Here is an 11,843-nt window from a genome sequence, read left to right as displayed (position 1 = left end):
GTTAAGCCGTTGCCTTGGTCTGGTCGTCGACCGTTGCGTCGGGCGCATTCTTCTTGATGGATTCAATGGCGCTCAGCGCAGACGCCTTGGCCTTGTAGCCCTCCGAGCTGAACATGGATTCGCCGTTCGAAGCCTTGAAACGGAAACGAAATTCGCCAGCCTTATCCTTGTACACTTCAAACTTATACATCGATTATCTCCCAATTATCAGGAAGTTGCCTCGGTAACGGGAGGCAATCTAGTGCAAAAGTTGAGTCTATTCCATCTGGATATTCGCACCCTTTACGATGGGTCCCCACTTGGCCAGTTCGGACTTCACATGTGCGCCAAGTTCCTCCGGCGTGGAGCCGACGATCGTGGCGCTGAAGTCTTTCATGCGCTCGGCAACGGCCGGGTCCTTCAAAGCCTTGTTGGCGGACGCGTTGAGCTTTGCCACAACATCCGCGGGTGTATTTGCCGGCGCGAAGAGCGCGTTCCAGGTATAGGTCTCGTAACCAGGAACGCCGGACTCAGCGATGGTCGGAATATCCGGGAAGGATGGAGCACGTTTCGCCGTAGTGACCGCCAGCGCCCGCAGCTTGCCGGATTTGATGTGGCTGGACGACGACGGCAGGTTATCGAACATGATCGATACCTGATTGCCCAGCAGATCGGTCAGCGCCGGGCCTGCACCTTTGTAGGGGATGTGCTGCATCTTGACGCCGGCCATCGAGTTGAACAATTCGCCGGAAAGATGAAGCGGCGTGCCGTTGCCGGAGGAAGCATAGCTCCATTTGTCCGGCTCGGCCTTCAGCAGCGCGATCAATTCCTGTACGTTCTTTGCAGGCAGCTCCGGATTGACGACGAGCACGTTGGGCACGATGACGAGCAGTGAAACCGGCGCGAAATCCTTTTCCGGATCGTAAGGCGTGGATTTAAGGATCAGCGGGTTCAGCGCGTGCGTCGCGACGGTTCCCATCAGGATGGTATAGCCGTCCGGTTCTGCGCGAGCCACGTTGCCCGCACCGAGATTGCCGCCCGCACCGGCGACGTTCTGGACGATCACCTGCTGACCAAGGTCTTCCGACATCTTCTCGGCGATGATGCGCGCCACGACATCGGTCGACCCGCCGGCGGCAAAGGGAACGACCAGCGTAACCGCCCGCTCCGGAAACCCTTCGGCATGCGCGGCTCCGGCGCTCAAGGCTGCAAGCATGCCGAGGCCGAGTGCCATGCGGCGGGTCATATTGAAAAGTGTCATTCGATTCTCCTCCCGGAATTCAGCGATGATGTCGCCCAATTGCATCAAATCGGCAAAAGGAGGGTAGGGCGGAGGAGGATAAAAGCAACCAAAAGCAGCCGCATGGAATTGCAACTTTAGTCGCTGAGATAAACTATCCGACTATTGATATTACAATCCGTCCTCCGATAACCATCTATGCGAAAGACGCAATCGAATTTGTACGCTTGGCGGGACGCGATCGTGGAGTTTGACATGCAGCCGGTATCCAATCCATTCCCGGCAGTTGAGAACGAAGAGGACGGTCTTTGGCCGGTGCGCCGGCACAAGATCCTCGACTGGCTGATCAATGAAACGCGCAACCAGCGGTTCATCGACAATATCTTAGTGGAGATGTGCGAGCGGCTGCGAGCTTCGGGCGTTCCCCTCGCCCGCGCGACGATGCATTTCCGGACGCTGCATCCTCAATGGCTGGGCGCCCGGATCCTCTGGCGTCCCGGCTTGCAGGAAGCAAAGATCACCACCTTCGGTTACGGCGTCGAGACAACGTCGCAATTCCTGAACAGCCCGATGAACGAGATCTTCAGCGGAGGTAGGGAAGTGCGGCAGAGTCTCGAAGGGGAAGTTGCTTCCTATCCGCTCTATGGCGAGTTGCAGGGTGAGGGGCTGACGGACTATGTGGCCTGGCCGATGGAGCACACACTCGGAAAACGGCACGTAATTACCTTCTCAAGCGACAGGCCAGGCGGCTTTAAGGAAGACCATCTGACCTTCCTCAAGGATCTTTTGCCGGCGCTCACGCTTGTCACCGAAATCCGGATCAAGAACATTCTCGCCCGCACGCTGCTGCAGACCTATGTCGGGCCGCATGCCAGCGAGCAGATTCTTGCAGGCGCCACGACCCGCGGCAGCGGCGCAACGGTCGGCGCCGCGATCCTCATCTGTGACTTGCGCGACTTCACGACGATCTCCGACTTATGGCCGCGCGACGATGTCATCGAACTGCTCAACGCCTATTTTGATGCCATGTCGGAGCCAATCGAAAAGCACGGCGGCGAAATCCTGAAATTCATGGGAGACGGCTTGCTCGCCATATTTCCGCTGACCAATCCGGATGCATGCATCAATCTTCTCCGGGCGATCAAGGAAGCGCAAGCGGCGATGACCGAGCTCAATCTCTTCAACGCGGAAAGGGGACATGTGGAGCTACGCTATGGCGTCGGCGTGCATGTGGGGGATGTCATGTACGGCAATATCGGGTCGCGCAAGCGCCTCGATTTCACCGTCATCGGCCCGGCCGTCAACATTGCATCGCGGCTGGAAAGCCTGACCAAGGAAATTAAGCGTCCTGTGCTGCTGTCGAAAGCCTTCGTCGAAATGGCAGGGTGCGAAAGCGACCTGGAAAGCCTCGGATCTTACCCGCTGCGCGGCTTGGATGTGCCCGTGGATGTCTACGCGTTTCCTCAGGGGTAACGTCTATTTGACGGTCGCCAGGAACTCTTCTGCGCCTGCATCGAACTGCAGCTTCGCCAGCTTGGCATAGAGGCCGCCGTGGCGGATTAGGCTCTGATGCGTGCCTTCCTCGACGATGCGGCCCTGATCCATGACGAGGATGCGGTCGGCTTTCAAAACGGTCGCAAGGCGATGGGCGATGACGAGCGTCGTGCGGCCGTGCATGAGGCCTTCGAGCGCCTTCTGCACCAGTGTTTCACTCTCGGCGTCAAGGGCTGACGTCGCTTCATCGAGCAGGAGGATCGGGGCGTTCTTCAGGATCGCGCGGGCGATGGCGATACGCTGGCGCTGGCCGCCAGAAAGGGTAATACCGCGCTCGCCGACCTCGGTGTCGTAGCCCTTGTCCAATCTTGCGATGAATTCATCGGCCTGGGCGGCAATCGCTGCGGCGCGTACGTCCTCGCGCGTCGCGCCGGGGCGGCTGAAGGCGATGTTGTCGTGGATTGAAGCGGCAAAGATGGTGACGTCCTGCGGCACGATCGCCAGGCGTTCGCGCATATCGCCGGGTGATACTTCGCGCGCATCGATACCATCGATCCCGACGCTGCCCTGCTGCGGATCGTAGAAGCGGAGCAACAGAGAAAAGACGGTGCTCTTGCCGGCGCCTGATGGGCCGACAATGGCGACTGTTTCGCCCGGTGTCACATTGAAGCTTAGGCCATGCAGCGCCGATTTTCCGGGGCGTGACGGATAGGCGAAGTGCACGTTCGAGAATTCGACGCGTCCTCGGGCGGGAACGGGCAGTGTCTCGGGCTTTTCCGGAGCTGCGATCGTCGAGACTTCGTCCAGCAGTTCGGTCAGCCGGTCGGCGGCGCCTGCCGCTTGCGAGAGTTCTCCCCAGACTTCCGACAAAGCGCCGAGAGAGCCGGCGGCGATGACTGAATAGAGCAGGAACTGCCCGAGCGTACCGGCAGACAGCGTTCCCGACAGAACGTTGTGCGCGCCAACCCAAAGGACAGCAACGACGCTGCCGAAGATCAAGGTGATCGCAATGCCTGTCAAAAGCGCGCGCGAGCGGATGGCGGAGCGGGCTGCCTCATAGGCGGATTCGACGGCAGCGCCGTAGCGGCTTGCGGCCGCATCCTCGCCGTTGAAGGCCTGGACGGTGCGCGTGGCAGCAATCGTCTCATTGGCAAAAGCGGAAGCTTCGGCGAGCGTATCCTGCGCGGCACGGGAGCGCTTGCGCACGGACCGCCCGAAGCCGACGAGCGGGAAGACGATCAGGGGGATTGCGCCGAGCACAAGACTTGAAAGCTTCGGCGAGGTCACGATCATCATGCCCATGGCACCGAGACAGAGGATCAGATTGCGGAGCGCCACCGAGGCGGTGGCACCGACAGCCGATTTGATCTGCGTGGTGTCGGCCGTCAGGCGTGACACAATTTCTCCAGACTGGTTGACATCGAAGAAGGAGGGAGAAAGCCGTGTGACATGCGCAAAGACATCTCGGCGCAGATCCGAAACGATGCGTTCGCCGAGCGTGATGACGAAATAGTAGCGAAAGGCGCTTGCGGCCGCGAGTATGACGGCGATGACCAGCAACATGGCAAAGTAGCTGTTGATGAAGGTGCCGTCAGCTTGCGTGAAACCATGATCGATCATGCGGCGCACGGCAAGCGGAAGCGTGAGCGATGTCACGGCGGCAACGATAAGCGAAACCAGCGCGCCTGCGACGATGCCGCGGTAACGCTTCACATAGGGCGCCAGCCTTGCGAGCGGCTTTAAGGAACGCGACTTCTTTTCCGCGGTCTGCACTGCGTTTGCCAAATCATCTCCAATCGCCCCAATACCGCTGATCAGCAGCTTGTAGGCCCTTGTTATCCGGGCGGCCTTCATGTATAGGCACCGCATCCGAATGGGAAGCCGTAGCCTTAGCGACTGCGGCTTCATTTATTCAATCGGTTCTCTTGCCGCAATGACTTGCGTCAAATTGGACCCTGGCATCGCAGGAAGATTGTTATGAAGGCTGATATCCATCCCGACTACCACGTCATCAAGGTGGTGATGACCGATGGCACCGAATACGAAACCCGCTCGACCTGGGGTTCGGAAGGCGCCGTCATGAACCTCGAAATCGATTCCAAGTCCCACCCGGCCTGGACCGGCGGCAACCAGCAGCTCGTGGACCGCGGCGGCCGCGTGTCCAAGTTCAACAAGCGCTTCGGCGGCCTCGGCCTCTAATCGCTTTTGCGGTACGGAATTTGAAAAGAGCCCGGGTTTCCGGGCTTTTTTATTGCTTGAGCAAGTCTGAATGAGTGCCGAGGCATGCAAAGGTTCCCGAACCTCGATGAGATGGAGGAGCTGCCAATCGCCGCAGCCGATGATCTGAGTACTCGGCATCCATTGATGATGAAAAGCAGGCACTCTTAACTTGCGGATATTCCTGCCGCGCTTTCTTATGCGCTTGACGTCACGCTTGAACTTTCCGGATTGCACAGGCGTCAGCACAGAGGGGGCCAAGATCGCCGAAAAGGGCGTCGGCATTTCGAACCGCTTGTCTTTGCCTTCTTCCAGTTCCTTCATTGGTTTTTCAGTGAACGCTTCGGCACGTTGACTTCAAAGAGCAGGCGATGCTCGTCGGCACCGCATCAGAAACCCCATCGCTCGAGAGCAGCAGTCGCCTTCTCACCTTCCTCCTGGATGAAGCTGCAGGGAGTACCAACAAAAAACCGGCCGCGTATCACGCAGCCGGTTCCATCTTTAGCCTATGCAAGCTCTCAGTTGTTGCCGAAAGCCGTTTGCAGCAGGCTCAGTTGTGCCTGGACGCTGTTCTGATTGTCGGGAACGATTGGCGCTTCATTCGGGCGATAGATTTCACGGTCGAGAAGGGCAACGCGGTTCTGGAGGCGCAGCGAACGTTCGACGAGATCGCGGAAGGCTTCCGGCAGATCGCCCCAGCCCGGGGCATTGCGGTCCACGTTGAACCCGTCAAGGCGGACCTTGTTCTTTTCAGCGAGAACCTGGTCTCGCGACATCTCGCCGTTATTGACGGCACGCTGCAGGAGCAGCCAGGACGCCATCTGCATCAAGCGGGTCGTGAGGCGCATCGATTCGGCAGCGTAGAGAACCGAAGCCATGCGGGGCAGAACCTTGGATGCGGCGCGGCCATTGCCATCCAGATAGGCGGCAGTTTCCTCGACCAGCGACATGCCTTCCGCGTACAGTGTCTTGAACTGCGAGGATGTGGCAACGCGGCCCGCAAAACTGATGGTGTTCAAACCGAGTTCCGACATTCAAATGGTTCCTGTTGCACGCGTCTACATATGTTCAGGTAACGCCAGCCTGAAACAAAAGTTTCAGAGGTCTGTCTTTATGTCTTTAGGATGGTATCTTTAGCCCAAATGCGCAAGGCGTTTCTTAAGAAAAGGTTAACTTCCACAGTTTCGTGGGAAATTGGCGCCGGCGCAAAAAGAAGAGCCGCAAAAGCGGCTCTCAAGGTAAAACAGGGAGAAAAATCAGACCAATTCGCCGCATGGAAAACTGTCTGAGATCCAGACGAAATCTGGATGAGAACAGTAATATCTCATAAAGCTTAATATTCTATTAACATTGTTTCGTATTAAGACTTGCGGCAGCGGTTATTCGCTTGCCCGTAGCCTTTGATCGAACGCTAGGAGCGAAAAAGGCTTTCGGCTGCGGCGCGGCCCGAAGCTTTCCTCGTGACTTCAGCCTCTATGCGGGCAATCTCCGCCCTCAGCTGTTCGATACGCTCCTTAAGCTCGTCCACGGAAAGCATGGAGAGATCGGACCCGATTTCGTAAGCTGCCTTCTTAGGCAGGTCATCGTCAATGAAGCTCATGAGCAATCCTCCGTCCGGTTGTCAGCCGTATTTTACAGCAGGATCGTCGCTTTCGGGAGGCTTGTTCGACATGGGCTCGACAAGCGACATGCTCTCGGGCGTCAGCATCTGCGAGGTGCCGGTCGGCATCGTCGTGTAAGTGTCGCGTTCGCTTGCCGGCACTGCGGCGCGAATGCGGCTGCGGATGATTGCGTAAGCGGTGATGAAGACATGCGACAGCGCCGTGACGAGGAAGAGCGCGTGTGGGCTTGTCATCGCCATCACAGGGCCGCCGATCGTTGGTCCGATCACCGTCCCGATACCATAGAGCAACAGGAGCCCGCCGGAAACCTTCACGAAGTCCTCGGCGGAGGCGAAGTCGTTCGCATGCGCTACGGCGATCGGATAGAGCGTGTTGGCAACTGCACCGTAAAGGATGACAAGGCCGATCAGAAGCGCAGGCGAGGAGGGATGCAGCACCACGATCAGAAGGCCAGCGACCGCCGCAATCGCCGACATGACTGCCAGAACATAGCGGCGGTCGACACGATCGGAAAGGCGGCCGGCTGGAAGCTGCATCAGCGCACCGGCGAAAATGGTGGCGCTCATCATGATTGCGATGCTGGCATCGGAAAGTCCCGCACCTGCCCCGAAAACCGCTCCAAGCGTGCCGTAGGCACCGTTGGCGATGCCGACCATCAAGATGCCGAGGCAGGAGACGGGCGAATTGCGGTAGAGCGCAGGCAGGTCGAGCTTCACCGCCTTCAGCGGCTGCGGCGAGGCTGCGGTCGAGAGCGTCGTGGGCAGCATGGCGATGCAGTAGAAGATGCCGCAGACCATGAAGAGCAACGGCGTTCGCACGTCTTCGAGCGGGATCATCATCTGGCCGCCGACGACGCCGAGAAGGGTGATGCCGATATAGAGCGAGAAGATTGCACCGCGGCTTTCGTTCGTGGCGCGCTCGTTCAGCCAGCTTTCGATAATCATCGAGGTGCCGGCGGTCGAGAAGCCCGTGACGGCGCGCAGCGCAATCCACCAGATCGGATCGATGATGATGCCGCTCACAAGGGCGATGATGGCGATGATCGAAATGAAGCCGGAGAAGGCGCGCACATGGCCGACGCGCCGCACCAGTTTGGGGGCGACGAGGCAGCCGACGACAAAGCCTGCCGCCCAGGACGTGCCGAGCAGGCCGAGCGTGGTCGTGGCATAACCTTCGAGGTTGCCGCGGACGGGAAGCAGGATGCCCTGCAGGCCATTGCCCATGAAGAGGAAAAGCGTTCCGAAAAGCAGCGCGGCGACGGACAGCAGATTTCTTCTCATTTCCACATTCTCGGCACGTTCGATTTGAAAAGTCATAAGACAAGACGCTGCCCGTCCTGTCCCAATGGTGTTGATTATGGCCCGGAATGCCGTTACGGCATGAAGAAGTGCTGTGTTCGCGCGGAATAATGTCCGTCCTGTGACATTCTGAAATATTGGAAAAATAATGCCATGACAAAGCTGCTGGCGCTGTTGCTCGTCCTTGCCATGGTTATACAGATCATCAAGCCGCTGGGGCTGCCCGGTTTGCGCCAACGAATGGACTTCTGGAAGATTGCGCTGATTGCGTTTGCCGTTTGGGCGGTTGCGCTCCTTGGCCGCGACCTGATCGCCTAGGCGGTGATCTCGCCGCGCATGACCGGCACGCAACTGCCGGAAATCGTGACGTCGGTCACGACGTCATCTTTCTTGACGACATCGACTTCTATGCTGCTGCGCCGGCCCATCTCGACACCCTGCTCGATCGTCACACGCCGGCTTATGGTTTGCTCCGGCGCGAGTGAGACGAGATAGGCGCAGAGTGCCGCGGAAGCGCTGCCTGTCGCCGGATCTTCGGGGACGTTGTCTAGTGGCGCGAACATGCGGGCGCGGATCGCCCAAGGCTCGTCCGGAGAACGGACATAGACGAAGAGCGAGAAATCGTGATTGCTTTCAGCGTTCGGGCCGGCAGCCTCTTGGAAATGCGTGAGATTCGCTCGGGCGGCGCCAAGCGATGCCAGGCCGTCGAGTTCGGCAACAGCAAAGGTAAGGCCGACGGAGACGAAAACCGGTTGGTGGGTCGATTTGACGATTGCGCTGCGGTCGATGCCGATGCAGCGCGCAACAGTTTCTTCGCAGACGGCAGTCCCGATATCCAGAGGCCGAGGCGCACGGATCGTTGCAGCAGTGACTCGACCTTCAGTACGCCGAAGCGCCACTTCAACCAAACCGGCCTTTTCTTCGAAACGCAGCGTGTCGCCGATCGGCCTGCCGAAGATCTCCTGCTGCTGGCCGAGAACATAAGCTGTGCCGACATTCGGATGGCCTGCGAACGGCACCTCCATCGTCGGCGTGAAGATTCGGACATTCGCTGTGTTGGCGGGATCCTTGGGCGGCAGGACGAAGGTGATTTCGGAATATTTGAATTCCGCTGCGATCTTCTGCATCGTCTTGGTGCTGAGCTGCTCGGCGCCGGTGACGACGGCGAGCGGATTGCCTTCAAAACGGGTGGAAGTGAAAACGTCGACGGTCGTATAAGAAAGGACAGTCATTGCGGCTCCGATATTTTGGAAGCCGCAATAATGAGTCACGTCCTTCGATCGCGAAAGCGCAATCTTGTCGCCGTGACAATGCAAGAATTGAGCTTGGCGAGCTTCGCGGCCCTCCATTCACGTGCTTGTCACAGGACTGAACCACGGCGCGTCCGCGCCGTGGCTGATTCTCTTCATCATTCGTTGTGAGTCATTCGCGCATGGACATGGCGCGGCTGGATCTCCGTGACAAGCTCACGGCAGGAGGGCACGTCGCAATGGCGCTAAGTGGCGGCTACGCCGCGTTTTCAAGTTCCTGTTTCCAGCTGCCCTTGGCTGCAAGGCTGTTCATTTCGGCGCGGTGGCTGAAGGCGCGCTGGCCGGCGGCGACGTTTTCCTGTTTTCCGCCCCACGCCTTCAGTGCCGTATCCTGCAGCGCGCGGCCATAGGAGAAGGTGACCTTCCAGGGCAGCTCGAATCCGGAATTGATCGCCGAGAGGTGAGCTGTCGCTTCTTCGGTGGATTGACCGCCGGAAAGGAAGGCAATTCCGGGAACGGCGGACGGAACCGTGCGCTTCAACACCTGGACGGTGCGTTCGGCGACTTCCGCGACGGATGCCTTGCGGGCGTTCTTGCCGTCAATGACCATGTTTGGCTTCAGGATCATGCCTTCCAGGCTGACGCGTGCATCGGCAAGTTCTTCGAAGACGGTACGCAGCGTCCATTCGGTGACTTCGGCGCAGCGCTCGATATTGTGGTCGCCCGGCTTGCCGTCCATCAGGCATTCCGGCTCGACGATCGGCACGATACCGGCTTGCTGGCACAGCACGGCGTAGCGGGCGAGCGCATGAGCGTTTGCTTTCATCGAACCCCAAGTGGGCAGCGAGGAGGAGATGGCGATCACGCCGCGCCACTTGGCGAAGCGGGCTCCGGCTTCATAATATTTGGCAAGGCGGTCGGCGAGGCCGTCGAGGCCTTCGGTAATCGTTTCGCCCGGATATTTCGCCATCGGCTTGGCGCCGATATCGACCTTGATGCCGGAAATGCTGTCTGCAGCCTTGATGATGTCGACGAAGGGCGTGCCGTCGGCCGCTTTCTGATAAAGCGTCTCTTCATAAAGGATCACGCCCGAGATATACTTCTTCATTGCCTCTTCGGAGCGGAAGAGCATTTCGCGATAATCGCGGCGGCTCGTTTCAGTGGATTCCAAGCCGATCGTATCGAACCGCTTTCCAATCGTACTGGTCGATTCATCGGCGGCAAGCAGCCCCCGGCCACCCGCTACCATCTTTGCTGCAATGTCTTCCAGGCGTTCGCTCATTTTTTACTCTCTCCACGACAAGAAAATCGGCAACCATGCATATAGGTCGGCGATAACAGAAGTTTATAGGCAGGAGAATGGAGCGCTAAGTCATTGAAACGATTGAAATCGTTTCAATCGTTTGAAACTTTGGGAGTTTTTTCGCTGTGTGAGCAAAAGACCGCCGAAGCCTGCAAGCTCCAGCGGTCTATCCACATGTAAAAATTGCCAAATCCGGGCGGTTACTTGCCGGAGAGCACGGCAACGCCCGGCAAGACCTTGCCTTCCATCCATTCGAGGAAGGCGCCGCCTGCGGTCGAAACATAGCTGAAGTCATCAGCGGCACCGGCATGGTTCAGTGCCGAAACAGTATCGCCGCCGCCTGCGACGGAGGTGAGCTTGCCAGCCTTGGTGCGTTCGGCAGCGTATTTGGCCGCTGCGACCGTCGCCTTATCGAAAGGCTCGATTTCGAAGGCGCCGAGCGGCCCGTTCCAGACCAGCGTCTGGGCGCGCTCGATCCAGGCCTTGACGACCTCGACCGACTTCGGACCGACGTCGAGGACCATGGCATCTTCGGGAATGGCGTTGATGTCGACGGTCTGGTTGGCGGCACCTGCCTTGAACTCGCGCGCGACAACGCCGTCTTCCGGCAGAATGATCGCGCAGCCGGCTGTCGCGGCTTCGATCATGATCTGTTTTGCGGTTTCGCCAAGGTCGTGCTCGCAGAGCGACTTGCCGACATTGGTGCCGCGGGCGGCGAGGAAGGTATTGGCCATGCCGCCGCCGATCACCAGGGCATCGACCTTCTTCACGAGGTTCATGAGCAGATCGATCTTGGTGGAAACCTTAGCGCCGCCGACGATGGCAACGACCGGGCGGACCGGACTGCCGAGGCCTTTTTCGAGCGCTTCGAGCTCCTGCTGCATCGTGCGGCCGGCATAGGCAGGAAGCAGGTGGGCAAGGCCCTCGGTGGAAGCATGGGCGCGATGGGCGGCGGAGAAAGCGTCATTCACATAGATGTCGCCATTGGCAGCGAGCGCCTTGGTGAACTCCGCGTCGTTCTTTTCCTCACCTTTGTGGAAGCGGGTGTTTTCGAGAAGCAGGATATCGCCATCCTTCATTCCGGCGACGGCCGAAGCAGCGGCTTGGCCGATCGAGTCCGATGCCGTGGCAACCGGCTTGCCGAGCACCTTTGCAACGTCCGGCGCGATCAGCGAGAGCGAGAGGTCGGGTGAGGGGCCTTCTTTCGGGCGGCCGAAATGCGCAAGCAGAACAACCTTGGCCCCCTTCTTCGACAGTTCGAGGATCGTCGGCGCAACGCGTTCAATGCGCGTCGTGTCGGTCACCTTGCCGTCTTTTACGGGCACGTTGAGGTCGACGCGAACGAGAACACGCTTTCCGGCGATGCCGCTGAGGTCGTCGAGAGTCTTGAAAGCTGGCATGGGACTATCCGTTCGTTATTTGCCTTGGAAGGTGGCCGAC

Annotated in this window: 12 protein-coding genes; 3 read left to right on the top strand and 9 right to left on the bottom strand. The window is 58.9% G+C overall.

What is annotated here, in order from left to right; genetic code table 11:
- Position 1 precedes the first annotated feature (1 nt).
- Both BLP23_RS21650 and BLP23_RS21645 read right to left on the bottom strand, forming a co-directional pair.
- On the bottom strand, positions 2-190 hold the full coding sequence (locus BLP23_RS21650) for a YegP family protein (protein ID WP_022715802.1): 189 nt from the start codon (positions 188-190) through the stop codon (positions 2-4).
- A 66-nt stretch (positions 191-256) separates the two neighbouring features.
- Positions 257-1,240: a Bug family tripartite tricarboxylate transporter substrate binding protein gene (locus tag BLP23_RS21645; RefSeq protein ID WP_092586866.1), complete on the bottom strand. Its 984-nt coding sequence runs from the start codon at positions 1,238-1,240 to the stop codon at positions 257-259.
- A 234-nt stretch (positions 1,241-1,474) separates the two neighbouring features.
- Here BLP23_RS21645 and BLP23_RS21640 point away from each other — a divergent pair, with 234 nt between their 5' ends.
- On the top strand, positions 1,475-2,692 hold the full coding sequence (locus tag BLP23_RS21640) for an adenylate/guanylate cyclase domain-containing protein (RefSeq protein WP_092587051.1): 1,218 nt from the start codon (positions 1,475-1,477) through the stop codon (positions 2,690-2,692).
- A 3-nt stretch (positions 2,693-2,695) separates the two neighbouring features.
- On the opposite strand, the gene BLP23_RS21635 is transcribed toward BLP23_RS21640, so the two are convergent.
- Entirely contained in the window at positions 2,696-4,498 is a 1,803-nt protein-coding gene (locus BLP23_RS21635) for an ABC transporter transmembrane domain-containing protein (RefSeq protein WP_233426777.1), read from the bottom strand.
- A 192-nt stretch (positions 4,499-4,690) separates the two neighbouring features.
- Here BLP23_RS21635 and rpmE point away from each other — a divergent pair, with 192 nt between their 5' ends.
- Positions 4,691-4,912, top strand: coding sequence for a 50S ribosomal protein L31 (rpmE, locus tag BLP23_RS21630; protein ID WP_092586864.1), 222 nt, complete (start codon positions 4,691-4,693; stop codon positions 4,910-4,912).
- Between the two features lie 536 nt (positions 4,913-5,448).
- Here rpmE and rcdA read toward each other — a convergent pair.
- The 3 genes from rcdA to BLP23_RS21610 form a co-directional block, all read right to left on the bottom strand.
- Entirely contained in the window at positions 5,449-5,964 is a 516-nt protein-coding gene (rcdA, locus tag BLP23_RS21620) for a protease adaptor protein RcdA (protein WP_092586862.1), read from the bottom strand.
- 377 nt (positions 5,965-6,341) lie between these two features.
- A complete protein-coding gene (locus BLP23_RS21615) occupies positions 6,342-6,530 on the bottom strand; it encodes a DUF1192 domain-containing protein (protein WP_092586861.1) in 189 nt (62 codons plus the stop codon).
- Positions 6,531-6,551: 21 nt separating this feature from the next.
- Entirely contained in the window at positions 6,552-7,832 is a 1,281-nt protein-coding gene (locus BLP23_RS21610; protein ID WP_074069622.1) for an MFS transporter, read from the bottom strand.
- A gap of 171 nt (positions 7,833-8,003) precedes the next feature.
- On the opposite strand from BLP23_RS21610, the gene BLP23_RS33760 reads away from it, so the two are divergent.
- Positions 8,004-8,168: a hypothetical protein gene (locus tag BLP23_RS33760; protein ID WP_022715794.1), complete on the top strand. Its 165-nt coding sequence runs from the start codon at positions 8,004-8,006 to the stop codon at positions 8,166-8,168.
- Here the strand turns inward: BLP23_RS33760 and BLP23_RS21600 are convergent.
- From BLP23_RS21600 to BLP23_RS21590, 3 genes are all read right to left on the bottom strand, one after another.
- Positions 8,165-9,082, bottom strand: coding sequence for a PhzF family phenazine biosynthesis protein (locus tag BLP23_RS21600; RefSeq protein WP_092587050.1), 918 nt, complete (start codon positions 9,080-9,082; stop codon positions 8,165-8,167). The genes BLP23_RS33760 and BLP23_RS21600 overlap by 4 nt on opposite strands.
- 274 nt (positions 9,083-9,356) lie before the next feature.
- Entirely contained in the window at positions 9,357-10,382 is a 1,026-nt protein-coding gene (locus BLP23_RS21595; RefSeq protein WP_092586860.1) for a class I fructose-bisphosphate aldolase, read from the bottom strand.
- 221 nt (positions 10,383-10,603) lie between these two features.
- The gene (locus BLP23_RS21590; protein ID WP_092586859.1) at positions 10,604-11,803 is read right to left on the bottom strand and encodes a phosphoglycerate kinase; all 1,200 of its coding nucleotides are present in this window, start codon (positions 11,801-11,803) and stop codon (positions 10,604-10,606) included.
- Between the last annotated feature and the right edge of the window lie 40 nt (positions 11,804-11,843).

Origin of the sequence: Rhizobium mongolense subsp. loessense (assembly GCF_900099775.1) — a bacterium.
Lineage (GTDB): Bacteria > Pseudomonadota > Alphaproteobacteria > Rhizobiales > Rhizobiaceae > Rhizobium > Rhizobium loessense.
Note: the sequence above shows the minus strand (reverse complement) of the source record. Positions and strands in the feature narration are given on the sequence as shown.